Source organism: Leifsonia sp. Root227, from assembly GCF_001428745.1.
GTDB lineage: Bacteria > Actinomycetota > Actinomycetes > Actinomycetales > Microbacteriaceae > Leifsonia.
In genome coordinates this window covers 835,771-861,311 of the sequence record NZ_LMIO01000001.1, presented here as the reverse complement: position 1 = coordinate 861,311, position 25,541 = coordinate 835,771, and the positions used below count along the sequence as shown (strand labels likewise).

Annotated in this window: 22 protein-coding genes and 1 pseudogene; 7 read left to right on the top strand and 16 right to left on the bottom strand. The window is 68.8% G+C overall.

Translation table 11 applies throughout. From position 1 onward, the window contains the following. Positions 1–12 precede the first annotated feature (12 nt). Complete coding sequence (locus ASE16_RS03955) at positions 13–651, top strand: Maf family protein (protein ID WP_055890742.1); 639 nt, start codon at positions 13–15, stop codon at positions 649–651. A gap of 79 nt (positions 652–730) precedes the next feature. Beyond that, positions 731–2,494, top strand: coding sequence for an acetyl/propionyl/methylcrotonyl-CoA carboxylase subunit alpha (locus ASE16_RS03950; protein WP_055890740.1), 1,764 nt, complete (start codon positions 731–733; stop codon positions 2,492–2,494). A gap of 17 nt (positions 2,495–2,511) precedes the next feature. Here ASE16_RS03950 and ASE16_RS20055 read toward each other — a convergent pair whose 3' ends face one another. From ASE16_RS20055 to ASE16_RS03935, 4 genes and pseudogenes are all read right to left on the bottom strand, one after another. Beyond that, positions 2,512–2,943 (bottom strand): endonuclease domain-containing protein, encoded by a 432-nt coding sequence (locus tag ASE16_RS20055; protein WP_235500333.1) that lies wholly within the window; start codon positions 2,941–2,943, stop codon positions 2,512–2,514. A gap of 399 nt (positions 2,944–3,342) precedes the next feature. After that, positions 3,343–3,474: pseudogene (locus ASE16_RS20355) on the bottom strand (type IV toxin-antitoxin system AbiEi family antitoxin domain-containing protein); the annotation flags it as partial. Positions 3,475–3,690: 216 nt separating this feature from the next. Then, positions 3,691–5,352 (bottom strand): cation:proton antiporter, encoded by a 1,662-nt coding sequence (locus ASE16_RS03940; protein WP_055890736.1) that lies wholly within the window; start codon positions 5,350–5,352, stop codon positions 3,691–3,693. Between the two features lie 25 nt (positions 5,353–5,377). Further along, positions 5,378–6,814, bottom strand: coding sequence for an NAD(P)H-quinone dehydrogenase (locus ASE16_RS03935; RefSeq protein ID WP_055890734.1), 1,437 nt, complete (start codon positions 6,812–6,814; stop codon positions 5,378–5,380). 85 nt (positions 6,815–6,899) lie between these two features. On the opposite strand from ASE16_RS03935, the gene ASE16_RS03930 reads away from it, so the two are divergent. After that, positions 6,900–7,733, top strand: coding sequence for a purine-nucleoside phosphorylase (locus ASE16_RS03930; RefSeq protein ID WP_055890733.1), 834 nt, complete (start codon positions 6,900–6,902; stop codon positions 7,731–7,733). After that, on the top strand, positions 7,730–9,439 hold the full coding sequence (locus tag ASE16_RS03925; RefSeq protein ID WP_055890730.1) for a phospho-sugar mutase: 1,710 nt from the start codon (positions 7,730–7,732) through the stop codon (positions 9,437–9,439). Before ASE16_RS03930 ends, ASE16_RS03925 begins: the two co-directional genes overlap by 4 nt. Before the next feature lie 21 nt (positions 9,440–9,460). Here ASE16_RS03925 and ASE16_RS03920 read toward each other — a convergent pair whose 3' ends face one another. Beyond that, the gene (locus ASE16_RS03920) at positions 9,461–10,690 is read right to left on the bottom strand and encodes an MFS transporter (RefSeq protein ID WP_082581215.1); all 1,230 of its coding nucleotides are present in this window, start codon (positions 10,688–10,690) and stop codon (positions 9,461–9,463) included. A gap of 58 nt (positions 10,691–10,748) precedes the next feature. Between ASE16_RS03920 and ASE16_RS03915 the strand changes: the two genes are divergently transcribed. Continuing rightward, positions 10,749–11,114, top strand: coding sequence for an ArsR/SmtB family transcription factor (locus tag ASE16_RS03915; RefSeq protein ID WP_235500331.1), 366 nt, complete (start codon positions 10,749–10,751; stop codon positions 11,112–11,114). On the opposite strand, the gene ASE16_RS03910 is transcribed toward ASE16_RS03915, so the two are convergent. The 11 genes from ASE16_RS03910 to ASE16_RS03860 form a co-directional block, all read right to left on the bottom strand. After that, positions 11,111–11,383, bottom strand: a complete 273-nt coding sequence (locus ASE16_RS03910; RefSeq protein ID WP_055890728.1) for a PTS sugar transporter subunit IIB — start codon at positions 11,381–11,383, stop codon at positions 11,111–11,113. The genes ASE16_RS03915 and ASE16_RS03910 overlap by 4 nt on opposite strands. After that, positions 11,383–11,841 (bottom strand): PTS sugar transporter subunit IIA, encoded by a 459-nt coding sequence (locus ASE16_RS03905; protein WP_055890727.1) that lies wholly within the window; start codon positions 11,839–11,841, stop codon positions 11,383–11,385. The genes ASE16_RS03910 and ASE16_RS03905 overlap by 1 nt, the downstream gene beginning before the upstream one ends. Before the next feature lie 24 nt (positions 11,842–11,865). Continuing rightward, complete coding sequence (locus tag ASE16_RS03900; protein WP_055890724.1) at positions 11,866–12,987, bottom strand: adenosine deaminase; 1,122 nt, start codon at positions 12,985–12,987, stop codon at positions 11,866–11,868. 101 nt (positions 12,988–13,088) lie between these two features. Beyond that, on the bottom strand, positions 13,089–14,399 hold the full coding sequence (locus tag ASE16_RS03895) for a thymidine phosphorylase (RefSeq protein WP_055890722.1): 1,311 nt from the start codon (positions 14,397–14,399) through the stop codon (positions 13,089–13,091). Between the two features lie 38 nt (positions 14,400–14,437). Further along, positions 14,438–14,869 carry a cytidine deaminase gene (locus tag ASE16_RS03890; RefSeq protein WP_055890720.1) on the bottom strand — a complete coding sequence of 144 codons (432 nt, stop codon included), beginning with the start codon at positions 14,867–14,869 and terminating at the stop codon, positions 14,438–14,440. Beyond that, on the bottom strand, positions 14,866–16,188 hold the full coding sequence (locus tag ASE16_RS03885; RefSeq protein ID WP_082581213.1) for an ABC transporter permease: 1,323 nt from the start codon (positions 16,186–16,188) through the stop codon (positions 14,866–14,868). The genes ASE16_RS03890 and ASE16_RS03885 overlap by 4 nt, the downstream gene beginning before the upstream one ends. Beyond that, positions 16,185–17,468 (bottom strand): ABC transporter permease, encoded by a 1,284-nt coding sequence (locus tag ASE16_RS03880; RefSeq protein WP_055890718.1) that lies wholly within the window; start codon positions 17,466–17,468, stop codon positions 16,185–16,187. Before ASE16_RS03880 ends, ASE16_RS03885 begins: the two co-directional genes overlap by 4 nt. Continuing rightward, positions 17,465–18,985 (bottom strand): ABC transporter ATP-binding protein, encoded by a 1,521-nt coding sequence (locus ASE16_RS03875; protein WP_055890715.1) that lies wholly within the window; start codon positions 18,983–18,985, stop codon positions 17,465–17,467. The genes ASE16_RS03880 and ASE16_RS03875 overlap by 4 nt, the downstream gene beginning before the upstream one ends. Before the next feature lie 193 nt (positions 18,986–19,178). Then, on the bottom strand, positions 19,179–20,261 hold the full coding sequence (locus tag ASE16_RS03870; RefSeq protein WP_055891590.1) for a BMP family lipoprotein: 1,083 nt from the start codon (positions 20,259–20,261) through the stop codon (positions 19,179–19,181). Between the two features lie 175 nt (positions 20,262–20,436). Then, on the bottom strand, positions 20,437–21,573 hold the full coding sequence (locus tag ASE16_RS03865) for a magnesium and cobalt transport protein CorA (protein ID WP_082581212.1): 1,137 nt from the start codon (positions 21,571–21,573) through the stop codon (positions 20,437–20,439). 54 nt (positions 21,574–21,627) lie between these two features. After that, on the bottom strand, positions 21,628–22,782 hold the full coding sequence (locus ASE16_RS03860) for a glycosyltransferase family 4 protein (protein ID WP_055890714.1): 1,155 nt from the start codon (positions 22,780–22,782) through the stop codon (positions 21,628–21,630). Between the two features lie 74 nt (positions 22,783–22,856). Here ASE16_RS03860 and ASE16_RS03855 point away from each other — a divergent pair, with 74 nt between their 5' ends. After that, on the top strand, positions 22,857–23,981 hold the full coding sequence (locus ASE16_RS03855; RefSeq protein ID WP_055890712.1) for a mannose-1-phosphate guanylyltransferase: 1,125 nt from the start codon (positions 22,857–22,859) through the stop codon (positions 23,979–23,981). Between the two features lie 89 nt (positions 23,982–24,070). Then, positions 24,071–25,363 (top strand): alpha/beta hydrolase, encoded by a 1,293-nt coding sequence (locus tag ASE16_RS03850; protein WP_055890710.1) that lies wholly within the window; start codon positions 24,071–24,073, stop codon positions 25,361–25,363. Positions 25,364–25,541 lie beyond the last annotated feature (178 nt).

The window sequence follows — 25,541 nt, the reverse complement described above, 5'->3', positions numbered from 1 at the left end:
CCACAGGAACCCATGCGCCTCTACTTGGCATCAACGTCACCAGCCAGGCTCGCACTGCTCCGCGCCGCGGGGATCGAGCCGATCGTCGTCCCCTCCCACGTGGACGAGCCGGCCGCCGTCCTCGCGGCGGAAGCCGAGCACGGCCCGCTGTCCGCCTCCGCGATGGTGCAGCTGCTCGCCAGGCTGAAGGCCGAGGCCGTGCGCGGGGACCTGAACGGCGAGCCCATCGACGGCTTCATCCTCGGCGGCGACTCCGCGTTCGAACTCGACGGCGAGATCCACGGCAAGCCGCACCTGCCGGAGACGGCACGCTCGCGCTGGCTCGCGCAGCGCGGCCGCACGGGACAGCTGCACTCCGGCCACTGGCTGATCGACCACAGGAACGGCATCGAGAACCAGGCCGTCGGACGGACGGCGGTGGCGTCCGTCTCCTTCGCGGATGTGTCCGAGGACGAGATCGACGCGTACGTCGCCACCGGCGAGCCCCTCGAGGTCGCCGGCGCATTCACGATCGACAGCCTCGGCGGCCCGTTCATCACACGGGTCGACGGAGACCCGAGTACCGTGGTGGGTCTCTCCCTCTCCACCCTGAGAGAGCTGTTCGTCGAACTGGGCGTGAACTGGCCCGACCTCTGGAACCGGCGACTGTAGTCACCCTCACGTCCGACCCGACCATTTTTGTGGGGATCGCCCAAAAGCCTCCCCCGCCAGCGCAATAGGCTAGGAAACTGTGCCACGTATCACCAAGGTCCTCATCGCCAACCGGGGCGAGATCGCCGTCCGGGTCGTCCGCGCAGCGAAAGACAGCGGTATCGCGTCCGTCGCGGTCTACGCCGACCAGGATAGAGACGCCATGCACGTCCGCCTCGCCGATGAGGCGTACGCGCTCGACGGCACGACGAGCGCGGAGACCTACCTGGTCATCGACAAGCTGCTCTCCATCGCACGCAGGTCCGGCGCAGACGCCGTGCACCCCGGATACGGCTTCCTCGCGGAGAACGCCGACTTCGCCCGCGCCGTCATCGGCGCCGGCCTGACCTGGATCGGCCCGTCCGCCGACGCGATCGAGCGCCTCGGAGACAAGGTCTCCGCGCGCCACGTGGCGGAGAAGGTGGGCGCACCGCTCGCCCCAGGAACGCTCAACCCGGTCGCCGACGCCTCCGAGGTGCTCGACTTCGTGGACATCCACGGCCTGCCTGTCGCCATCAAGGCGGCGTTCGGCGGCGGAGGGCGCGGCCTCAAGGTCGCCCGCACCCGCGACGAGGTCCCCGAGCTGTTCGAGTCGGCCACCCGCGAGGCCATCGCTGCGTTCGGCCGCGGCGAGTGCTTCGTCGAGAAGTACCTGGATCAGCCGCGCCACGTCGAGACCCAGTGCCTCGCGGACGCGTACGGCAACGTGGTCGTCGTCTCCACCCGCGACTGCTCTCTGCAGCGCAGGCACCAGAAGCTCGTCGAGGAGGCTCCTGCACCGTTCCTCACGCAGGAGCAGACCGACCAGCTCTACTCCGCATCCAAGGCCATCCTCAGGGAGGTCGGCTACCAGGGCGCTGGCACCTGTGAGTTCCTGATCGGCAAGGACGGCACCGTCTCCTTCCTCGAGGTCAACACGCGCCTCCAGGTGGAGCACCCGGTGTCCGAGGAGGTCACCGGCATCGACCTGGTGCGCGAGCAGTTCCGTCTCGCCGAGGGCGGCGAGCTCGACTACGCGGACCCCGTCGCCACCGGGCACTCGTTCGAATTCCGCATCAACGGCGAGGACGCCGGCCGCGGCTTCATCCCCTCCCCCGGTCCTGTGCACGTCTTCAAGGCGCCGGGCGGCCCCGGTGTCCGCGTCGACAGCGGCATCCAGGCCGGCGACGTGATCAGCGGATCGTTCGACTCGATGCTGGCCAAGCTGATCGTCACGGGCGCGAATCGCGAAGAGGCGCTCGAGCGCTCCCGCCGCGCCCTGGACGAGTTCGAGGTCGCCGGTCTCCCGACCGTGCTCCCGTTCCACCGCGCCATCGTCCGCGACCCTGCCTTCGCCCCTCAGGACGGCGAGCCGTTCTCCATCTACACCCGCTGGATCGAGACGGACTGGCAGGGCGACATCGCCCCCTGGTCCGGCGAGCTCGGCGACGCCGCCACGGCCGAACGCCGCAACAGCGTGGTCGTCGAGGTGGAGGGCAAGCGCATCGAGGTCTCCCTCCCCGCGAGGCTCCTCACCGGCGGCGCCGACACCAGCGCATCCGCCCCAGCACCTCGCCGACGTGGCGGAGCGCACGCCGTCGACACCGCCACCGGAGACTCGGTGACGGCCCCGATGCAGGCCACCGTCGTCAAGCTGGCGGTCTCCGACGGAGACGAGGTCGTCAAGGGCGACCTCGTGCTCGTGCTCGAGGCCATGAAGATGGAACAGCCGCTCACCGCCCACAAGGACGGCACGGTCGCCGGCATCAACGCCGCCGTGGGCGAAACGGTCTCCTCCGGCCACCTGCTCCTCAACATCGTCTGACGTGAGGCTGGCGCCGGTCACGACCGGCTCCCGGCCGTCGCGCCCAGCGCTCTCACCATCCCACCGGTTGCCGCCGCGCCCCGGCTCCGTTTCGACGGAGAACCTGCACCCGCGCGCCCGATACTCCTTCCGAACGGAGAAATCGGCAGCGTGTCGCGTGATTCCTCCTGCCGAACGACCGCGTGGATGCTGTCCAGCACCGTCTGCCACTCGTTCAGCACCTGCGCGGCCGAGAACCTCAGCCTCCCGCCGCCGCGCAGCGCGAGGCCGAGGTCGCGTGCACGATCGCGCTCGAACGCATCCCTGCCGCCGTGAAATCGAAACCCGTCGAGCTCGATGTACAGCCAGCCGTCCACGCGCAGATCCACCCGGCCGACGCCCGGCACCGCCACCTGCTGCTCGACCGCGAAACCGGCAGCGGCCAACCGCTGACGAACGATCGACTCCACCCCGGAATCCGAGCCTGGCCGAGCGAGACGCGCGACCGCTCGCGAACGCCGAGGCTCGCCGGAGAAGATGTCTGGCAGCTCCTGCAGCCGCACATCCTCGCTGGACAGCGCAGTGTCGAGCACCGCGACGGCCGTCTCCGCGTCCGCGCACCGCACGACGCTCCTGAGGCAGTCCGCGCGCGACACCCGCCAGACATCGGCGCAGTCTTCCGACGCCGTCCAGTGAACGACGACGCTCGTCTCGCGCCGGACGCCGCGAGCCGTCGGCGGCACCCGCACATGCGTGCGCGCATCCATCCCTCCCCACCATCCGTAGCTCCTGGCTGCGGACACGCAACTGAGGCGCCCGCCCATCCGCGCGGCGTCGCACGCTGGCCCACGCACCGCGGGGAGCGCATACACTCCGCGTCTGACGCGCACGAGGGCTCCGTCACGTACGGCTGTGGCCAGCTCGCGCGGTGTCGCGCCCGCGGCAGCGAGCTGAGATCGGGAGGCGATACCGCCGAAGTCGTCGAGATTCCAGGTGTGCATACAGCGAGCTTGGCCATACGCCCAGGAGGCCGGGACCGCATCCCGAAATCTGTGGAGAAGGCCGACATGTGTACAACAGGAGTTCTCGCGTGACACGCCGTCTGTGTCTCCGTAACGACGGAGTTTTCGAGCGGCGGAGCCGCTATGTCCGTCCGGAAGGAGTTCGCGACGTGGGGTGATGTGTGTGGGGCAGGGCGAGGGCAGGGGTGGGGCGGGTCAGGCGATCGGGTCGCCTTTGAGCTCGATTGCGATCTGGTCGGCGTCGAGGTTGGTGAGGGCGTTGAGGAGGAGGTCTGCGCTGAAAGTGCCGTCGTCGCGGGCGTCGAGCAGGGCGTTGCGTTGCGCCTCGATGCGGGCCAGTCGCGCGCGCTTCTGCTCCATGAAGGCCTCCGGCGTGCGGTCCGTCGGGGCGGGCAGCGGCACCGTCTCCGCCGCGTCCCTGAGCAGCGTCATCAGCCGGACCTCCTCGTCCCGCTCCAGCTCGGCGTCGACGGGAGCAGGTTTCACCAGGCGCACTACCCAGCCGAGCGTTCCGCCCTGGATGAGGAGCGACGCCGCCGCGACGATGAACGCGATGAGCACCAGCAGGGAGCGGCTGGGCGTCCCCTCGTGCGGCAGGGTCTGCGCCGCAGCGACGGTCACGGCTCCGCGCATCCCGGCCCAGACCACGATCGAGCCCTCCCGCCAGCCGAGCGGGGCCGCCTTGAAGTAGTCGATGTCGGCGATCGTGCGGCGCAGCCTGGTGGCGAACCGGCCGATGTCGGCTGCCGTCACCTGACGACGGCTGCCCGGACCGCCCGTGCGGACCAGCGCCGTGCCCGCCGACTCTGGGTCGTCCAGACGGCCCTGGATGCTCTCGATGCGCGGGCGCATCTGCTCGCCGCGTTTCGCCCTGCGCGACAGGACGGCCAGCAGGGGGCCGACGTACGCCGCCCGCACCAGGATGGTCAGCAGCAGCGCCCCCGCCCCGACGAGCAGCGCAGGCACGAAGCCGGCGTGATCGTTCTGCACATCGGTGACGATGCCGAACAGCTCCAGCCCCATCACGAGGAAGACCAGTCCTTCGAGCACCAGCTCGACCGTCCGCCAGTTCTGCGCATCCGACAGCCTGTGCTGCGGGGAGAGGACGCGCGGCGCCCTCCGTCCGGTGATCAGCCCGGCCACCACAGCGGCCACCAGCCCGGATGCGCCGAGCGCCTCGGCAGGGATGGACGCCAGGAACGGCACGGTGAACGACAGCACGGTGTTGACCGTCGCGTCCGTCACCCTGGCGCGCACGATCAGGTTCAGCCGCCCGACCGCCCAACCGAGCACCAGCGCCACCGCGACCGAGTACGCGAACGACCCGATGAACCCGCCGAGCGAGAACGACGCAGCAGCGGCAGCGATGGCCGTGCGCAGCAGCACGAGCGCGCTCGCGTCGTTGAGCAGGCTCTCGCCTTCGAGGATCGCCACGACGCGGGGAGAGACCCCTGAGCGTTTGACGATCGACGTCGCGACCGCATCCGTCGGGCTCACGATCGCGCCGAGGGCGATGCCCCACGCGATGCCGAGGCCGGGGATGACCCAGGCGAAGAACAGTCCGAGGATGACAGCGCTCACGATCACGAGCAGCACGGACAGCCCGCCGATCGCGCCGAACTCGCGCCGGAACTCCATCGCGGGCATCGACACGGACGCCGAGTACAGCAGCGGGGGAAGGACCCCGGCGATGATCCACTCCGGCTCGATGGTCAGCGGAGGCACGAAGGGCAGGAAACTGACCCCGATGCCCAGCACGACGAGCACCAGCGGTGCGGCGACGCCGAGCTTCGGCCCGAGCGTGGTCGCGCCGGCGATGGCCAGCAGCACCAGGACGATCACGAGGAGGATTTCCACCCCGCGACCCTACCGCGATCGGGCGTTACAGCACGATGTGCATCGCCCTCGCCGCGTCGGAGATCGAGCCGGACAGCGACGGGTAGACCGTGAACGCGCGCGCCACCTGGTCGACCGTCAGACGGTGCTCGACGGCGAGCGCGAGCGGGAAGATCAGCTCGGAGGCGCGGGGAGCCACGATCACGCCGCCGATGACCGTGCCGGAGCCGGTACGGGCGAACAGCTTCACGAAGCCGTCCTTGATGCCGAGCATCTTGGCGCGCGGGTTCGACTTGAGCGGGAGCTTGTAGATGTCGCCCTGCGCGATGCCCTCCTCGATCTGCTTCTGGTTCCAGCCGACCGTCGCGATCTCCGGCTGGGTGAAGATGTTGGAGGTCACGTTGCGCAGCTCGAACGGGTTGACCGCATCCCCCATCGCGTGGAAGACCGCCGTGCGCCCCTGCATGGATGCGACGGAGGCGAGCGGGAGCAGGTCGGAGCAGTCGCCCGCCGCGTAGATGTTCGGGATGGACGTGCGCGCCACGCGGTTCACGCGGATGTGCCCGGAGTCGGTGAGCTGCACGCCGGCCTCCTCCAGCCCGATCCCGCGGGTGTTCGGCACGGAGCCGACCGCCATCAGGCAGTGGCTTCCCTCGACGGTCCTGCCGTCGGAAAGCGTGGCGACGACGCCGTTCTCCGTGCGCACGATCGACTCGGCGCGGGACTTCGAGAGCACCTGCATCCCGTTGCGTTTGAAGACGTTCTCGATCACCTTGGCCGCGTCGGCGTCCTCGCCTGGCAGCACCTGGTCGCGGCTGGAGATGAGCGTGACCTTGGAGCCGAGCGCGGTGTACGCGGAGGCGAACTCGGCGCCCGTCACACCGGAGCCGACCACGATCAGGTGCTCAGGGATGCGGTCGAGGCTGTAGAGCTGCGTCCAGGTCAGGATGCGCTCACCGTCCGGCACTGCGGACGGCAGGATGCGCGGGCTCGCGCCGACGGAGACGACGAACGTGTCGGCCTCGATCCTGTCGAAGTCGGTGCCGGTGTCTCCCGCGGCGGTCGACACGATGATGGCGCTCGACCCGTCGAGGCGTCCTTCTCCAGTGACGATGCGGACGCCGGCACGCACGAGCTCGGCGCGCATGTCCTCCGACTGCTGGCGGGCGAGCCCGACCAGGCGCTTGTTGACGGCGGCGAGGTTCACGGCGACCTCCGGCCGCACTGGCTTGCCCGTCTCTCCCCTGGTGAAGAACTGCACGCCGAGGTCGGCAGCCTCTCCGATGGCGTTCGCCGCCTCTGCGGTCGCGATCAGGCTCTTGGACGGCACGACGTCGGTGATCACGGCGGAGCCGCCGACCCCCGTGCGCTCCACCAGGGTCACGTCCGCGCCGAGCTGGGCACCGGCGAGGGCTGCTTCGTACCCGCCAGGCCCACCCCCGAGTACAGCGATCCTCTGCTTGCGCTCGAATTCATAGGCCATGACCTCTATTCTCTCGTATCCTGGCGCACGGATGCGCATCCCTGCCGAGCCTGTGCGCCGGGGGCTCGCTCAGTAGAGTTGGCTCATGCCTGATACCATCACGAACCCGCTCGACGACCCGGCCACCGACCCTTTCGAGGTCGCCAGGCTGGCCGCTGAGCAGCTTGCAGAGAAGACCGGCGTCGCACAGCACGACATCGCGCTGACCCTGGGCAGCGGCTGGGGCAAAGCGGCCGATCTCATCGGCGAGACGACCGCCACCATCCCGGCCACAGAGATCGTCGGCTTCGGCAAGCCGGCGCTGGAGGGTCACGTCGGAACGCTGCGTTCCGTGCTGCTGCCGAACGGCAAGCGCGCGCTGGTCATCGGCGCGCGCACGCACTACTACGAGGGCCACGGCGTCCGCAGGGTCGTGCACAGCGTGCGCACCGCGGCGGCGGCCGGTGTGAAGACGATGATCCTCACCAACGGCGCTGGCGGAATCAAGGAGCACTGGAAGCCGGGAACGCCCGTGCTGATCAGCGACCACATCAACCTCACGGCGGACTCGCCGCTGGAGGGCGCGACCTTCATCGACCTCACCGACCTCTACTCGAAGCGGCTGCGCGAGCTGGCCAAGACCATCGAGCCGAGCCTGGACGAGGGCGTGTACACGCAGTTCCGCGGCCCGCACTACGAAACGCCGGCCGAGGTGCAGATGGCGAAGACCATCGGCGGTCACATCGTCGGCATGTCCACCGCGCTGGAGGCCATCGCGGCCCGCCAGTCCGGGATGGAGATCCTCGGCATGTCGCTCATCACCAACCTGGCCGCCGGCATCCAGAAGACGCCGCTCAGCCACCAGGAGGTCATCGAGGCGGGACGCGAGGCGGAGCCCGTGATCAGCGCCCTCCTCGCCCAGATCGTGGAGGCCCTGTGAGCGAGGAGCAGACGGACGACCTGATCGAGCGGGCGCAGGCCTGGGTCGCCCAGGATCCCGACCAGGAGACGCGCGACGAGCTGAATGACCTGATCGTCGCGGCGCAGTCGGGTTCGGCCGAGGCCGTCGCCGACCTGCACTCCCGCTTCGACGCGCGGCTCGCGTTCGGCACCGCAGGCCTGCGCGGCGAGATCGCCGCCGGCCCCAACCGGATGAACAGGGTGCTCGTCGCCCAGGCCGCCGCCGGATTCGCGCGCTACCTGCTCGACCACGCGGACGGCACGACGCCGTCCGTCGTGATCGGCTACGACGGCCGCAAGAACTCCGACGTCTTCGCCAGGGACACCGCTGAGCTGATGGCGGGCGCCGGCGTGCGCGCCGTCCTGCTCCCCCGCCTGCTGCCGACCCCCGTGCTCGCGTTCGCGGTGCGCCACCTCGACGTGAGCGCCGGTGTCATGGTCACCGCCAGCCACAACCCGCCGAACGACAACGGCTACAAGGTGTACCTGGGCGGAGAGAACCACGGCTCGCAGATCGTGTCCCCTGTGGATGCGGAGATCGAGTCGCGCATCCTGGAGGTCGCGGCAGGAAGCGTCCTCGATCTCCCGCGCGCCGAGACCTACGAGGTCGGCGCGGAGGACATCGAGCGTGCGTACATCGCCGCGACGGCCGCTGTCGCCTCCACGACGGCGGCTCGGGATGCGGTCTCCTACGTCTACACCGCCATGCACGGCGTCGGCTGGCGCACCGCCCGCGACGTCTTCGCTGCGGCGGGATTCGCGGAGCCGACGGTCGTCGCGGCGCAGATCGACCCCGATCCCGCCTTCCCGACCGTCGCGTTCCCCAACCCGGAGGAACCCGGCGCGATGGATCTGTCGTTCGAGGCGGCACGCGCGTCCGACGCCGACCTGGTGATCGCCAACGACCCGGACGCCGACCGTCTCGCCGTCGCGATCCCGGATGCGTCGAGCGAGGCCGGCTACCGCCGCCTGAGCGGCAACGAGGTCGGCGCCATCCTCGGCTGGCGGGCTGCCAGGCTCGCGGAGGCGGCGGCCGGCCCCGACCAGGGCGCGTTCGGCGCCCTGGCCTGCTCGATCGTGTCCTCGCCGGCGCTCGCTGCCGTGGCGGAGAAGTACCATCTCGACTTCGCGAACACGCTGACCGGCTTCAAGTGGGTCTCCCGCGCTCCCGGCCTCGTGTACGGCTACGAGGAGGCGCTCGGCTACCTGGTGAACCCGGAGACCGTGCGCGACAAGGACGGCATCTCCGCCGCGACCGCGTTCCTCGATCTCGCCAACAGCCTCGCGGCCGATGGGAAGACCATCGCGGATCACCTGGACGCGTTCGCGGAGACGTTCGGCTTCTTCGCCTCGGACCAGATCTCCATCCGGGTCACCGACCTGTCGCAGATCGACCGCATCATGGCGAGCCTGCGCGCGACTCCGCCCGCATCCCTCGGAGATGTGCGGGTGCAGCAGATCGACGACCTGAAGGATGGCTTCGGCAACCTCCCGCCGAGCGATGTGCTGCGCATCCTGCTCGCCGATGGGTCCCGCGTCATGGTACGCCCGTCCGGCACGGAGCCGAAGCTCAAGATCTACATCGACGCGTCGAGCGACCAGGGCAGCGTCGACGAGCGCCGTGCCACCGCGACCGCCCGCGTCGGCGCCCTCGCGGCGGCGATGCGCGCGCTCACGGCCGCGTAGCCGCCGCTACAGGAAGGGCGCTCAGGCCGACGGCCGGAGCGCCCTTTCCGCGTCTCCGGCGACGCCCCCTGTTCTGCGTGCTGTGGCGTTCCTGGCGTAGCCGAGCAGGAACAGCGCGAGAGCGAGCACGGAGACGACGGCCCCGGCGACAGGGACCGCAACGGCGCCGCCGATGCTCAGTGCCGCCGTCCCGATCAGCGGCGCGATCGCGATCCCGACGTACATCGCCGTCGAGTACCAGGACAGGGCGAGGGCGGACGCCGCCGGGTCGATATGCACCAGCCTGTGCTGCACCGGGATGGCGACGGCGAAGGAGGCGACGCCCCACAGCGCGAACACGACGATGGATGCGGCGAAGGACGCTTCGACGAACGTCAGCGCGAGCAGGGCGAGCGCCTGAGCGGCGAGCGCGACGATCGCGACCACCTTGCTGCCGAACCGGTCGGTGAGCGGTCCGGCGACCACGTTGCCGAGCACGCCCGCTGCTCCGTACGCGAGCAGCAGCACCGCAAGCAGGGCGCCGGAGCCTCCTGTGGATGCGTGCGTGACGGCCGCGGAGAAGATGTAGACGATGTTGAAGCCGGCCACCATCAGCAGTGTCGTGCCGAGCGGGGCCAGGATGCGGCGGTCGCCGAGCGGAGCCAGCCTGCGCCGCAGCGAGACGGGCGGCGGCAGCGGCACGCCGCGCACCACGAACGGGATCGCGACGGACAGCAGGACGCCGAGGCCGACCAGGCACCAGAGCGGGAGCCGCCAGCCTGCGATGCCGCCGAGGGCCGTCCCGAGCGGGGATCCGACGGCCGTCGCCAGGGTGAAGCCGGCACCGACGATGGCCAGGGCCCGTCCGCGCTGCTCCGGCCGTGCGAGGGAGGCCGCGGCCGCGGTCGCCGTCGGCACCAGGGCGGCTCCGCCGAGCCCGGAGAGCGTGCGCCCCGTGATGAAGACGGCGATGTCCGGCGCGGCGGCCGCGATGGCGGCGCCGACCGCGAAGAAGGCCAGCCCGCCCGCCATGAGGACGGTGCGCGGGACGCGCGGGAGGAGGATCGAGACGGCGGGCGCCGCGACGGCGACGACGAGCGAGTACGAGGTGATGGAGTAGCTCACCTGGGTGGGCGTCGCCCCCAGGGTGTCCGCGATCTGCGGTAGGAGCCCGGCGATCACGAACGCGTTGGTCGCGACCACGAACAGGGAAAGGGCGAGGATCAGCAGCGCCGGGGTGGCCCTGCGGTATGATTGTTCGACGAACGTCATACGGTCAAGATACGACCATTGTTCGATGATTGTCAAACTATTTTTCGAGGGGATGCACGTGTCGGCTGACTACCCGGCCCCCGCCATCGAGACGGTCACGCTCGTCGACGTCCTGCGCGCCGTGGCCGACCCCATCCGGTTGCAGATCGTGCGGGTGCTCGCCGACGGTGAACCGCACGCCAAGTCGGCGACGGAGTGGGGCTTCGACGTGCAGAAGTCGACGCTCTCGCACCACTTCAAGGCGCTTCGCGAGGCCGGGGTGACCCTCACGATCGTGGACGGGCGCACCCACGCCATCCAGCTCCGCAGGGCAGAGCTGGACCAGCGCTTCCCCGGGCTGGTGGATGCGCTCCTCGCCGCAGATGACAGCGGAGCCGAGAGCGACAGCGACAGCGACAGCGACAGCGACAGCGGGCAGCGCTAGCCGAGCGCCTCGTCGAGCTTCTGTTCCAGCTCATCCAGGTCGAAGTAGTTGTCTACCACGACGATGTCGGCGTTGGTCTGCCCGATCTTGTCGACCAGCTCCGGAGAGGTCAGGATGACCTGCGCGTTCGAGGCGGCCGTCGCCAGACTCGCCAGATCCGAGGCTGTCACGTCCGCGTCGATGTCGAGACGCTTCAGCACGCGCTCGGCGTTGACCTTGAGGATTCCGGACGTGCCGATGCCTGCACCGCAGATCGCGACGATCTTCATCAGACCGCGCCCTGCTCGCTCGCGGCCATGATCCGCTGCACGGCTGCCGCATCCTGGGCGGCGGCGAGAGCGGGGATCGCCTCCGGGTCGTTGAACACGTTCGCCAGCTCGGCGACCGAGGTCACGTGACCCTCCGGCGACGAGACGGCGAGGCCGATGACCACGGAGACCGGGTCGTTGTGCGGGTGGCCGAAGACGACGGGGTCGGCCAGCGTGACGACGGAGAGTCCGTCCGCCAGCACGTCGGGGCCCGGGCGGGCGTGTGCGAGGGCGAGCCCCGGCGCGATGACGATGTACGCCCCGAACTCGTCGATGACCTGGATCATCCGCTCGGCGTAGCTGGGCTCCGTGGCCCCGGAGGCCGCGAGAGCCGCCCCTGCCAGCTCGACCGCGTCACGCCAGTCGGAGGCGTGAGCTCCGATGGTGATGGCGGAATCGGGCAACGGTGGCAGAGGCATGGCTCAAGCGTATCTCCCGGCGGGTTACGAACCCTCGAAACCTGCTGTGATGATGTCCGCCAGCTCTTCGCGTTCTTCCAGCGGGAGGAACGCGGAACCGGCCGCGTTGAGCTGGAACACCTCGAGGTCGGTGCGGTCGTACGCGAACGCGTCCGCCAGGATGCTCAGCTCCCGCGTCAGGGACGTTCCGCTCATCAGGCGGTTGTCGGTGTTCACAGTCACCCGGAACCCGAGCTGGTAGAGCAGGTCGAACGGGTGGTCGAGGATGTCGTCGCCCCACGCGGCGATGGCGCCCGTCTGCAGGTTGGAGGTCGGGCTCGTCTCGAGCGCGATCTCGCGGTCCTTCACCCACTGGGCGAGCGTGCCGATTGTCACGTAGGTGTTCTCGTCGTCCTGGCGCTCGATCGTGATGTCCTCCGCGATGCGCACACCGTGGCCGAGGCGCAGCGCGCGGCCGTCGATGAGTGCGCTCCTGATGCTCTCCAGCCCGTCCGCCTCTCCGGCGTGCACGGTCGTGGGGAAGAACTGCGCGGCGAGGTAGTCGAACGCCGTGCGGTGGCGCGACGGGAGGAAGCCTGCCTCTGCTCCGGCGATGTCGAACCCGACGACGCCGTTGTCGCGGTGGCGAACGGCGAGCTCGGCGATCTCCAGCCCACGGTCGGCGTGGCGCATGGCGGTGACCAGCTGGCCGACCCGGATGCGCTTGCCGGTGGCGCGCACATCGTCGATGCCCTGCTCGATGCCGTCCTGCACCGCATCCACTGTGTCGTCGAGGCTGAGGCCGCGGGAGAGGTGCTGCTCGGGGGCCCAGCGGATCTCGCCGTACACGACGCCGTCCTCGCCGAGGTCCTGGACGAACTCGCGCGCGACGCGGCTGAGCCCCTCCTTCGTCTGCATGACGGCGGTGGTGAGGTCGAACGTCTTGAGGTATTCGACCAGCGAGCCGGAGTTGGACTTCTCGCCGAACCAGCTCGCCAGCTCCACGGCGTCCGTGGTGGGGAGGTCGAGGCCGATCTCCGCGCCGAGCTCGATCACCGTCGCCGGTCGCAGGCCGCCGTCGAGGTGGTCGTGCAACGACACCTTCGGCAACTCCCGGATGCTCGTGCCGTCGCTGAGCCTGTACCCGCCGTCTGCTTCTTTACTCATGTCCTTCAATCTATCGTTCGGTCGCGCGCCGCAGCTATCGAGTCCGGAGTTGTTCAGTCGAGACGCCGGCGTGTCGCCTGAACAAGTCCGGAGTCGATTGTTCAGGAGATGCGGTCGGCGATGAGGGGGCCGCCGGTGAGGACGGGGTCTCCTTGGTCGCCGATGCGGTATGCACCCTCGAGGGCCTCGAGCGCGCGCTCGAAGCGGGCAGGCTCGTCGGCGGAGAGGGTGAAGAGCGGATCGCCTGCTCGCACCGTGTCTCCCGGCTTGGCGTGCAGGTCGACGCCCGCGGCGTGCTGCACGGGGTCCTGCTTGCGGGCGCGCCCTGCGCCGAGCCGCCAGGCGGCGATGCCGAACGGCAGTGCCTGCTGCTCGACCAGCACGCCGTCGCGGTCGGCGACGACGGTGTGCGTCTCCTTCGCGACCGGCAGCGGCGCGTCGGGGTCTCCGCCCTGGGCGCGGATGGTCTCCCGCCATTTGTCCATCGCGCGGCCGTCCTTCAGGGCGGCCTCCACATCCACGTCCGTCTTGCCCGCGAGGGCGAGCATCTCGCGCGCCAGCTCGATGGTCAGCTCGACGACATCCGCCGGTCCGCCACCCGCCAGCACCTCGACGGACTCGCGCACCTCGTTGGCGTTGCCGATGGCGAGGCCGAGCGGCACGTTCATGTTGGTGAGCAGAGCGGAGGTGGCGACGCCGGCGTCGCGGCCGAGGTCGACCATCGTGCGGGCCAGCTCGCGCGACTTCTCGATGTCTTTGAGGAACGCGCCGGAGCCGAACTTCACGTCGAGTACGAGCGCGCCGGTGCCTTCCGCGATCTTCTTGCTCATGATCGAGGAGGCGATCAGCGGGATGGCCTCGACCGTTCCTGTGATATCGCGCAGCGCGTAGAGCTTGCCGTCCGCCGGAGCGAGGCCGGAGCCCGCCGCGCAGATCACGCCGCCGACATCCCGCAGCTGGTCGAACATCTCCTGGTTGGTCAGGTTGGCCCGCCAGCCGGGGATGCTCTCCAGCTTGTCGAGCGTCCCTCCCGTGTGGCCGAGCCCGCGCCCGGAGAGCTGCGGCACGGCCGCGCCGAACGTCGCGACGAGCGGCATCAGCGGCAGCGTGATCTTGTCGCCGACGCCGCCCGTGGAGTGCTTGTCCGTCGTCGGCTTGCCGAGGCCGTCGAAGCTCATCCGCTCACCTGAGGCGATCATCGCCATCGTGAGGTCCTTGATCTCGCGGCGGGTCATCCCGTTGAGGAAGATCGCCATCGTCATCGCGGCCATCTGCTCGTCGCCGACGTAGCCGCGCGTGTACGCGTCGATCAGCCAGTCGATCTGCGGCGTCGACAGCTCTCCGCTGTCACGCTTGGTGTGGATGAGGTCGACGGCGTCGAAGGCCTCGACCGTCCCTGCGGTGTCGCTCATATCTGCTTTCTGTGTCGTCGTGCGCTCAGGGTGTGAGCTCAGGCGTCGTGCCGTGCGGCGTACTCGGTCAGCTGGCGCGGGCCGAACGCGTCCGGCAGCACCTCGTCGATGGTGCGGAAGCCGGACACCGTCTCCAGCACCATGCCCTCCGCCGAGTGCTCATACAGCAGCTGGCGGCAGCGACCGCACGGCATCAGGACGTTGCCGTCGCCGTCCACGCAGGTGAAGGCCACCAGGTGGCCGCCACCCGACATGTGCAGTGCCGAGACGAGTCCGCACTCCGCGCACAGCGTGACGCCGTAGCTGGCGTTCTCGACGTTGCAGCCCGAGACGATCCTGCCGTCGTCGACGAGCGCCGCGGCGCCGACGGCGAACTTCGAGTACGGGATGTACGCGTGCGTCATGGCCTCGCGGGCCGCTGCGCGCAGCGCCTCCCAGTCGACGGCGTCCGTCGCCATTGCCTCGCTCATGATTTGATGTACGGCTTGCCGTCTGCGGCGGGTGCCCGCGAGATCCCGACGAGCCCTGCGACCGCGAAGATCGTCACGACGTACGGCAGCATCAGCATGAACTCGCTCGGCACGGGGGCGCCGATGATCCCGAGCGTGGTCTGCAGGTACGACGCGAAGCCGAACAGCAGAGCGGCCAGGGTGGCCCTGATCGGGTCCCAGCGTCCGAAGATGACGGCGGCGAGGGCGATGAAGCCGGCGCCGTTGGTCATCTCTTTGCCGAACGCTCCGACCGAGGCGAGCGTGAAGTACGCTCCACCGAGACCGGCGACCGCTCCCGCCAGCGAGACGTTCCAGAACCGGGTGCCATTGACGTTGATGCCGACGGTGTCCGCTGCCTTCGGGTGCTCGCCGACTGCGCGGACGCGCAGGCCCCAGCGGGTCTTGAACAGGCCGAACCAGACCAGGAACACGGCGATGTACATCAGGTAGACGATGATCGTCTGTTTGAACAGCACCGGGCCGATGACCGGGATCTCGCTGAGCAGCGGGATCGGCAGCCGCTCGAAGCGCGGAGGGTTGTTCAGCACGGGGATGTCGTTCGACAGCACCGTGGAGAACAGGAAGCTCGTCAGACCGGTGACGAGCACGTTGAGCACGACACCGACGATCACCTGCTCGACCAGGTACTTGATCGCGAACGCGGCCAGCACGAACGACACCAGGACGCCGGCGATCATCGCCGACAGCATCCCGATGATGAGCGCTGCGACGACCGGAAGGTGCCAGACGTGCTGCGCGACGGATGCGATGAACGCCGAGACGAACGCACCGGCGAGCAGCTGACCCTCGATGGCGACGTTCACGACACCCGCGCGCTCGGAGATGACACCGCCGAGGGCACCGAATACGAGCGGGACCGACAGGCTCACGCTGCCGAGCAGCAGGCCGGTGAACGGCACGGTGTGGCCGGCGGCCGCCCAGGTGAGGAAGCCGAACATGAACACCAGCGCGAACACGATCGCGTACCAGATCGGCACCTTGCGGCCCGAGGCGATGTAGAAGTACGCGCCGACAGCGAGGAGCACGCACAGGATCGCGCAGATGACGCTCGTCGCCTGGGTGGGGACGGTCAGCAGCGGGATGGCGAAGAAGTCGCCAGGATCGGCGAAGCGGAAGCTGCTGTCGCCCTGCCTGGGCAGGAACACGAACAGCACGATGGCGAGCAGGGCGAAGACGCCCAGCGCGATCGGCGCCTTCCAGCTCTTGATCTGAGTGCGCTCCAGGACGATCTGGTCGCTCGACGGGATGCCCGGCTGGGTCTCGGTGACGGTGCTCACTTGGCTGCCACCTCCTTGCTGACGATGGGAAGGGTGGACTTCTTGGATGCGACGCCGGGGGTCGGCAGGCGGAAGATCGCCCGCACGAGCGGCGGCGCTGCGATGAACAGCACGATGAGGGACTGCACGACGAGCACGATGTCGATCGGGATGTCGTTGGCCGCCTGCATGGCGAAGCTTCCCGCCTTGAGAGCGCCGAACAGCAGACCCGCGATGAAGGTGCCCCACGGCCGCGATCGACCGAGCAGCGCGACCGTGATCGCGTCGAAGCCGATGCCGGCATCCAGGTCGGAGGTGATGCCCTGCGGGAAGGTGCCGAGCGCCTGGTTCACACCGGCGAACCCGACGAGGCCACCGGCGATCAGCATGGCGACGAAGTAGACGTTCTTGACGTCTATTCCGGCGACGCGTGCTGCGTTCGGGTTCTCGCCGACCGCCTTGAACCGGAAGCCCATCGCCGAGCGGTTGAGCAGCCACCACACGTACACGGTCAGCGCGATGACGATGACGAACGCCCAGGTGAGGTTGTACTGGTCTCCGAACAGCGGAGGCAGGATCGCGTTCGGCTTCACCGGGGGCGACTTCGGGTTGCTCGACCCCGCCATCTGGAAGAGGCCGGGCGTGCGCAGGAAGTACGCCAGCAGATAGAAGGCGATGTAGTTGAGCATGATCGTGACGATCACCTCGTGCGCGCCCGTCCGAGCCTTCAGCAGACCGGCGATGCCGCCCCAGATCGCACCACCGGCGATGCCGGCGACGATCGCGAGCAGCAGGTGCAGCACGGGAGGCAGGTTGAACGACCAGCCGACCCAGCCCGCTGCACCGGCGGCGATCAGCATCTGGCCGCGGCCACCGATGTTGAACATGCCGACCCTGAACGCGAGGGCGACGCCGAGACCACCGGCGATCAGCGGCGTGGCGAACGTCAGCGTCTCGGTCAGCGGCCGGATGCCCGCGGAGAAGGACGGACGACGGAAGTTGTAGATCGAGCCCTGGAACAGCGAGACGTATGCGCTCGACACGGAGTTCCAGATGGCCTGGAACGTGTCGCCCGGCCTGGCGAAGAAGTAGCCGGACGCCTTCTGCACGGTCGGGTCGGTGATGGCGATCAGGATGGCGCCGATCACCAGGGCGATCACGACGGCGAGGATCGAGATGACGACGCTGCCGCCGGCGATGTCGCGCATGGCGACCTGCCAGCGCGACGGCGGCTCGACGCCGGGGGCCTTGGTCGGCTCCGGCCCCTTCGTCGGCTCAGGGGCCTGGGCGGTCTGGCTCATGCTGCGACTTCCACATCCGCCGGCAGCTCGCCGGCCATCATCAGACCGAGCACAGCACGCGAGGTGTTGCCCGGCACGATTCCTACGATTCCGCCGCGGTACATGACCGCGATCCTGTCTGCGAGGGCGGCTACCTCGTCGAGCTCCGTGGAGACGACGATGACGGGGATGCCGGCATCCCTGGTCGCGACGATGCGCTTGTGCACGAACTCGATCGAGCCGACGTCGAGACCGCGCGTCGGCTGCGCTGCGACGAACAGGCTGAGGTCGCGGCTCAGCTCGCGGGCGAGCACGACCTTCTGGGCGTTGCCGCCCGACAGCTTGCCGACCTTCGTGTCGACGCCCTGGGCGCGCACGTCGAACTCCTTGATCTTCTCCTCGGCGAACTCCGCGCGGTAGGAGAGCTGCAGGTTGCCCGCCTTGACGAACGGCTCACCGCTCGAGCGGTCGAGCATCAGGTTCTCCGCGATGGTGAACTCGCCGACCAGGCCGTCCTCGTTGCGGTCCTCAGGCACGAAGCCGACACCGGCGTCGAGCACCCTGCGCACGCTGTGGCCCTGGATGTGCTTGCCGTCCAGCTCGATCGTGCCCTCGACGCGCGGCTGGAGCCCGAGGATCGCCTCGGTGAGCTCGGTCTGGCCGTTGCCCTGGACTCCGGCGATCGCGAGGATCTCGCCCGCCTTGACGTCGAAGCTGACGTTGTTGACGACGAGCTGCCCGATCGGGTCGATCACAGACAGATCGCGCACGATCAGCGCGGGGGCACCGGGGTGCGCCGGCTCCTTGTGCACGGTCAGCTCGACCGCGCGGCCGACCATCATCGACGCCATCTCGGTGTTCGTGGCGGTCGGCTCCGTCTCGCCGACGACCTTGCCGAGGCGGATGACGGTGATGCGGTCCGCCACTTCGCGCACCTCGCGCAGCTTGTGGGTGATGAAGACGATGGCGGTGCCCTGCTCCTTGAGCTGGCGCATGATCGCCATCAGCTCGTCGGTCTCCTGCGGGGTGAGCACGGCGGTCGGCTCGTCGAACACGAGCACCTTCGCGTTCTGGGACAGCGCCTTGATGATCTCCACGCGCTGCTGGACGCCGACGGGCAGGTCCTCGATCAGCGCATCCGGGTCGACGTCGAAGCCGAAGCGGTCGGAGATCTCGCGCACCCGCTTGCGAGCGGCGTTCAGGTCGAGGCGTCCGGCGAACCCGGTCTCCTCGTGTCCGAGCATGACGTTCTCCGCGACCGTGAAGACGGGGATGAGCATGAAGTGCTGGTGCACCATGCCGATTCCGGCCTTCATCGCGTCGCCGGGGCCGGAGAACTGCTGGACGACGTCGTCGAGCAGGATCTCGCCCTCGTCGGCCTGGTAGAGGCCGTACAGAACGTTCATGAGGGTGGACTTGCCTGCGCCGTTCTCGCCGAGCAGGCAGTGGATCTCGCCTGGTTCGACCGTGAGGTCGATGTGGTCGTTGGCGACCAGGGCACCGAACCGTTTGGTGATGCCGCGAAGTTCGAGCTTCATTCGGGTGGGGTTCCTTCTCTACTCGCCCGGGTGGAGCGATGACGCGCGGGAAAGGAGGATGGCCTCGATGCGCGTCTTCACCCTACCTTTTTGCACATATGTCAGTGTGTGCTCAGTTGAGCAGTCGTGACAAGGGCCAAAAGACCGGGGAGGCCAGCATCCGCTGACCTCCCCGTGTAGTGCGATCGTGCTGTTACGCCTTGGGCGACGACGGAGACTCGACCGTGATCGAACCGTCGATGATGCCGGCCTTGATCTTGTCCAGCTCTCCCTGCAGGCCCTTGTCCACCTTCGACTCGAAGTTGTGGAACGGTGCCAGGCCGACGCCGTCGTTCTTCAGCGTTCCGACGTACGGCGTGTTGGTGAACTTGCCGTTCGCGGCGTCCTTGACGACGGACGCGGTCGCGGTGTCGAGACCCTTCATCACCGAGGTGAGCAGGATGTCCTTGACGCTCGGGTCCGAGATGAAGACGTCGGTGTCGACGCCGACCATCGCGATGTCCTTGCCGGAGTCCTTGATCGCCTGCGCTGCCGACTGGTAGATCGGGCCGCCGACGGGCATGATCACGTCAGCACCCTGGTCGATGATGCCCTGAGCCGTGGTCTTGGCCGTGTCGTTGGCGTCGAAGCCACCGGTGAACGCACCGTTCTGAGCCTTGACGTCCCAGCCGACGACCTTGACGTCCTTGCCCTTCTGCTGGTTGTAGTACGCGACGCCGTCCGCGAAGCCGTCCATGAAGATGGTGACGGTCGGGAACTGCATGCCGCCGAAGGTGCCGACGACGCCGGACTTCGAGTAGCTCGCAGCAGCGTATCCGCCGAGGAAGGCGGCCTGAGCAGTGTCGAAGATGATCGGGCGGACGTTGTCCGCCGTGATCTCGTTGTCGTCGACCGTGGCGAAGTCGATGTCCGGGTTGGCCTTGGCGGCCTTCTCGGTGGCGTCCTTCAGGTTGAACCCGACCGAGATGATCAGGTTGCAGTTCTGGTCGACCATGCTCTGGATGTTCGGGCTGTAGTCGTTCGCGTTCTTCGACTCGGCCTTCTTGTAGCTGATGCCGAGGCTCTTCGTCGCGCTGACCATGCCGTTGTAGCTGGTCTCGTTGAACGACTTGTCGTCGAATCCGCCGGCGTCGGAGACCATGCAGGGCAGGAAGTCGCTCTTCGCGGCTCCCGTGGTCGAGTTGTCCGACGGGGCAGCCGAACACGCGGCCAGCATCGACATGACGCCGACCGCTACCAGGCCGAGCACTCCGGCCTTACGGGCTGTGATTGTCAAGGTGGTGTCCTCCAAGATGCAGGCCTCCTCGGGTGAAGGGAGGCCATTTGCTGTTCACGTTACCGAATGTGACGAACCGCTCCGTTCGAAAATCCGGCTTCTTCATGCAAGCGTTACAAATGCACGCCTGTTTGGCACCTGCTCATTTGAGCATCTTGTCCCCCGCGTCTGCCCCCTACAGCCACCCGCGCTTCTTGAACACGAAGTAGAGGAGACCGCTCAGCCCGAGCATGGCCAGGACGGCCAGCGGATACCCGAAGGTCCAGTCCAGCTCCGGCATATGGGTGAAGTTCATCCCGTAGACGCCGGCGACGAGCGACGGAGCGAACAGGATCGCCGCCCAGGACGAGATGCGCTTGACCTCCTCGCCCTGCCTGTGCGTCGAGTGCGCCAGCCGCTCCATCTCCTCATTCCTGCGCTCGGAGACGAGCGTGGAGTTCACCGTGAGGATGTCGCGCAGGAGCTGACGGAACCCGTCGACCCGCTCGTTCACGACCGTGAGGTGGTCGGCGACGTCGCGCAGTCCACGCTGCAACTCCTGGGTGACGCCGTACTTGGACGAGCCGTGCTCGAGCGCATCCATCACAGCGGTCAGTGGATGCGTCGCCCTCTGGAAGTCGATGACCTCGCGCGACAGCTCGTAGATGCGCCTGGACACCAGCGCGTCCCCGCCGAACACCTGCGTCTCGATCTCGTCGATGTCGTTGGCGAGACCGGCGACGACCGGGCTGTACGCATCCACCACAGCGTCGATGATCGCGTAGAGAATGGCCTGGGTGCCGAGGGCGAGCAGCTCCGGCTCCCTCTCCATCCTCTGCCGGACATGAGAGAGGTCGGGCGACTCGCTGTGCCGAACGGTGATGACGAAGTTCGGGCCGACGAAGAGGTGCAGCTCGCCGAAGTCGACCTCTTCAGGCACATCCAGGTAGTTGGCCGCTTTGAGCACCACGAAGAGAACGGTGTCGTAGCGCTCCAGCTTGGGCCGCTGGTGCGCGACGATCGCGTCCTCGATGGCCAGCTGGTGCAGGCCGAACTCGTCGGCGAGGGACATCAGCTCATCGGCGCTCGGCCGGTAGAGGCCGATCCAGGCGACGCCGTCCTTCGTCGCGTCCAGCGCTCGGTACGTCTCTGCGAGGCTGCGGGGCGACGCGACGCGGTGGCCGTCGGAGTAGATGGCGGAGTCGACCATGCTGGGCCGCGGCTCGCGCGGCTGGTTCTGCTCGGACGACGAGGTCTCTGACGGAGGATCGACTCGGCGCGTGCGGGAGACGAAGGGCATCGGGATGCCGCGTCGGTTGGTGTTCAAAGCCATGAGTCACCTCCGGGGTGCTGCGTACGAGTGGACCGGCCGTGCTCGCACGGCCACCTAACTGTACGCGCGCTGTCTGCCGGTGCGCTGGACCCGCTTTCGTGCGCCGCCGAGCACGCTCTCGTAGTGTCCGACGAGCTCGGTGCAGATCGCCTCCCAGCTGCGGCCGAGCACTGCACGTCTGCCCGCCTCGCCCATCCTGAGGCGCAGCGGTGCGTCTGCGGCGAGCATCTTCACAGCGGCGCGCAGCGCCCTGTCGTCCGACGGCTGCACCAGCAGTCCGTCGACGCCGTGCGCGACCAGGTCGATCGGCCCTCCAGCACGCGGCGCGACCACCGGTATGCCAGACGCGTGGGCCTCCTGAACGGTCTGGCCGAAGGTCTCCTCCGTGCCGGTGTGCACGAACATGTCGAAACTCGCATACGCCGCAGCGAGGTCGGAGCCGCCCAGCCGGCCGAGCCAGGTCACCGGCATCCCGCGCAGCTCGACGGCGACGGAGGCGCGCGACGGGCCGTCCCCGACGATGGCGAGCTGGAGGCCGGGGATGCCGCGCAGCGCGCGGAGGCGCTCCACCTGCTTCTCCGGCGCGATGCGGCCGACGTACCCGACGACGAGCTCGCCGTCCGGCGACAGCTGATCGCGGAGCGCGATGGCGGCAGGCGTCCTGCGGTTGTTGGGGTGGTAGCGCTCCAGGTCGACCCCTCTGCCCCAGCGCGCGAGCGAGCGGACGCCCGCGGTGCGCAGGTCGTACTCCGACGCGGCGGACGGCACGAGCGTGAGGTCGGCGCCGTCGTGCACCCAGCGCACGTACTTCCACGCGATGGCCGACGTCATCCCGAGCCCGTTGCGCCTGGCGTACCCTGCGACATCCGTCTGGTAGATGGCCACGGACGGCACGCCGAGCCGATTGGCGGCAGCGATCCCCTGCGCCCCGAGGAGGAAAGGGGACGCGGCATGCAGCACGTCGGGCTCGAACCTGCTCAGGATGCGCTGCACCTGCGGGCTGGGGAGCCCGACGGGGAACTGCCGGTACGCCACGGACGGCACCTGATGCACCCGGAAGCCGGAGTACTCGGCGGGAGCTCCTGCGTCCGGGCACACCACGATCGCTTCGTGGCCCTCGGCCGCCAGGTGCTCCAGCACCCGGCAGACACTGGTGGTGACCCCGTTGACTGTGGGGAGGAAGCTCTCGCTGACCACCGCTACGCGCATGCCGCCAGGCTAGGCAGCCGCGGTGACCCCGGTGTGAACGGCCGGTGTCCGGGAGCGCTCGGTATCCTTTCGACATGGCACACACCTCCAGCGCGCTCGACCGCTTCTACGCCGTGATCCCGGCCGGCGGGATCGGCTCGCGGCTCTGGCCGCTCTCCCGCGCCGACGCGCCCAAGTTCCTGCACGATCTCACGGGCTCTGGACAGACCCTGCTTCGCGACACCTGGGACAGGCTCGCTCCACTCTCCGGCGAGCAGCGGATCATGGTCGTCACCGGCCGCGCCCACCGCGCCGCCGTCGAGGCGCAGCTGCCGACGCTGGCCGATCAGAACGTCGTCCTGGAGTCGGAGCCGCGCGACTCCACCGCCGCCATCGGCCTGGCCGCCGCGATCCTGGAGCGCAGGGAGCCCGGCGTGATCATCGGGTCGTTCGCCGCCGACCACGTCATCAAGAACCTCCCCCTGTTCGGCGCAGCGGTCCGCGAGGCCGTCGCCTCCGCAGACGCCGGGTACATCACGACCATCGGCATCCGGCCGACGGAGCCTTCGGTCGGCTTCGGCTACATCCGGACCGGCGAAGGGCTGGGCATCGACGGGGCGCCGAGCGCGCTCTCGGTGACCGAGTTCGTCGAGAAGCCGGATCTGGAGACGGCGGAGGGCTACCTGGCCAGCGGCGCGTACCTCTGGAACGCGAGCATGTTCATCTCCCGCGCCGACCGCCTGCTGGAGGAGATCGGCCGCTCGAAGCCCGAACTCCACGCCGGGCTGCTCGAGCTGGCGGAGGCCTGGGACGACCCCGCGACGCGCGGCCCCGCCGTCGACCGCATCTGGCCAGGGCTGGAGAAGATCGCGATCGACTACGCCGTGGCGGAGCCGGCAGCGAGCAGGGGCGCGCTCTCTGTCATTCCCGGATATTTCGACTGGGACGATGTCGGAGACTTCGCCTCGCTCGCCAAGCTCAACTCGGGCGGCCGTAAGTCCGACCTGGCCATCCTCGGCGAGAACGCCCGCGTCCTCTCCGATGCCTCCAGCGGCATCGTGGTCAGTCAGTCCGGCCGCGTGATCAGCCTCATCGGCGTGAAGGACATCGTGGTGGTCGACACCCCGGATGCGCTCCTCGTCACGACCAGCGAGAACGCCCAGCGGGTGAAGGCGGTCGTGGATGCGCTGAAGCTCACGGGCTCCAGCGACGTGTTGTAGGGAATTCAGCCATCCTGATGCGCTAGCGTTCCGTCCGGCGCCTGCCGCGCACCCGAACTCCCGGCAGCCAGCCTGGGGGTGGAATACGCATGTTCGACGCGCTGCTGACGACCGATGTCGTCGATGGCCCGGTGATCGTGACGGTGCTGGCCGTCGCGGCCGTCGCTGCCGCGTTCCTGCTGGCGCGGCGGCCCAGCCTGCGCTGGCTGGTGACCGCGCTGTCCGCTGTCGCGGCCGGTCTCGTGGTCTCCGTGGGCATCTGGTTGGTCGCCGTGCGCTGGCTCGACCTCTTCGGAACCTCGCTCGGCCTCGTGAACTACGCGTGGATCACCGCGACCTGCTGCGCGGTGGCGCTCGCCGTGGTGAACCTGTGGCGGTCTCCCCGCTGGCGGAAGATCGTCGCGGTGGCGTGCATCCCGGTGTTCATCGCGGCAGGCACGCTCGCTGTGAACGCGACGTACGGAATCAACCGCACGCTCGGCAACCTGCTCTCCATCTCGACAGACAAGCCGATCAGACTCACGCCGCCGACGGCAGCATCCGGATACGACACGCAGCTCTGGAAGCACTGGAAGCCGCCTGCCGACCTCCCGGAGCACGGCAGGACGGGCAGCCAGGTGATCCCGAACGGCGGGTCGGGCTTCTCCTCGCGGCCTGCGGGGATCTACCTGCCTCCCGCCGCCCTCGTCGAGCACCCTCCGCCCCTTCCCCTCGTGGTGATGCTGATGGGTCAGCCAGGCAACCCCGACCCGTATCAGGCAGCGGCGGTGCTCGACCCGATCGCCGCCAAGCACGGAGGCCTCGCCCCGATCGTCATCGTCGCCGACCAGCTCGGCGACCCGCTCAGGGACCCGCTCTGCCTCGACACGAAGCGGTTCGGGAACGCGCAGACCTTCCTCACCGGCGACGTCATCGACTGGGCGCAGAAGCACCTCAACATCACCCACGACCGCCGGTTCTGGACGATCGCCGGATACTCCAACGGCGGGCAGTGCGCCCTGTCGATCGCGGTCAAACGGCCCGACCTGTTCTCCAACCTCATCGACATCTCGGGAGAGGAGTTCCCGGGCTCCGACCACGAGGCGGCCGTGCTCCACGACGTGTTCGGCGGAGACAAGGACGCGTACGAGAACCAGAAGCCGCTCCGCATCATGCACGGAAAGGACTTCCGGCACACCACGGCTGTCTTCACCGTCGGCTCCGACGACGCGATGTACCGCCCCGTCGCCCTCCGGGTCGCGGCGGCGGCCCGCCAGGTGGGGATGAACGTCGACTATCACGAGGTGCCGAACGGCGGGCACGTGCAGAAGGCGCTCACCGGCGGCCTGCAGGAGGGCTTCCGCGTCCTCTACCCTGTTCTCGGCCTGTCGGCGCCCTCCTGACCGCCGACCTGATTTGTCTCGACGTCGAGATACTTAGGCCTGCCTAAGCAGCGTGAAACAGCCGTGCGGCATAGACTGGTACGGCGCTCAAGCGCGTCAGCAAGCGACCACAACCAGGGAGGGTTGTTCGTGCCAGATCAAGCGGCAGGAACCCTGCAGCCGACCAAGAACAGGCCGG

What these genes read in the sequence shown, in the direction of transcription:
- ASE16_RS03910 (WP_055890728.1), bottom strand. Translation starts at nt 11,383, where the DNA reads ATGAAGATCGTCGCGATCTGCGGTGCAGGCATCGGCACGTCCGGAATC.
- ASE16_RS03900 (WP_055890724.1), bottom strand. Translation starts at nt 12,987, where the DNA reads ATGAGTAAAGAAGCAGACGGCGGGTACAGGCTCAGCGACGGCACGAGC.
- ASE16_RS03895 (WP_055890722.1), bottom strand. Translation starts at nt 14,399, where the DNA reads ATGAGCGACACCGCAGGGACGGTCGAGGCCTTCGACGCCGTCGACCTC.
- ASE16_RS03955 (WP_055890742.1), top strand. Translation starts at nt 13, where the DNA reads ATGCGCCTCTACTTGGCATCAACGTCACCAGCCAGGCTCGCACTGCTC.
- ASE16_RS03860 (WP_055890714.1), bottom strand. Translation starts at nt 22,782, where the DNA reads ATGCGCGTAGCGGTGGTCAGCGAGAGCTTCCTCCCCACAGTCAACGGG.
- ASE16_RS03905 (WP_055890727.1), bottom strand. Translation starts at nt 11,841, where the DNA reads ATGCCTCTGCCACCGTTGCCCGATTCCGCCATCACCATCGGAGCTCAC.
- ASE16_RS03875 (WP_055890715.1), bottom strand. Translation starts at nt 18,985, where the DNA reads ATGAAGCTCGAACTTCGCGGCATCACCAAACGGTTCGGTGCCCTGGTC.
- ASE16_RS03890 (WP_055890720.1), bottom strand. Translation starts at nt 14,869, where the DNA reads ATGAGCGAGGCAATGGCGACGGACGCCGTCGACTGGGAGGCGCTGCGC.
- ASE16_RS03855 (WP_055890712.1), top strand. Translation starts at nt 22,857, where the DNA reads ATGGCACACACCTCCAGCGCGCTCGACCGCTTCTACGCCGTGATCCCG.
- ASE16_RS03865 (WP_082581212.1), bottom strand. Translation starts at nt 21,573, where the DNA reads ATGGCTTTGAACACCAACCGACGCGGCATCCCGATGCCCTTCGTCTCC.
- ASE16_RS03850 (WP_055890710.1), top strand. Translation starts at nt 24,071, where the DNA reads ATGTTCGACGCGCTGCTGACGACCGATGTCGTCGATGGCCCGGTGATC.
- ASE16_RS03880 (WP_055890718.1), bottom strand. Translation starts at nt 17,468, where the DNA reads ATGAGCCAGACCGCCCAGGCCCCTGAGCCGACGAAGGGGCCGGAGCCG.
- ASE16_RS03920 (WP_082581215.1), bottom strand. Translation starts at nt 10,690, where the DNA reads ATGACGTTCGTCGAACAATCATACCGCAGGGCCACCCCGGCGCTGCTG.
- ASE16_RS03935 (WP_055890734.1), bottom strand. Translation starts at nt 6,814, where the DNA reads ATGGCCTATGAATTCGAGCGCAAGCAGAGGATCGCTGTACTCGGGGGT.
- ASE16_RS03930 (WP_055890733.1), top strand. Translation starts at nt 6,900, where the DNA reads ATGCCTGATACCATCACGAACCCGCTCGACGACCCGGCCACCGACCCT.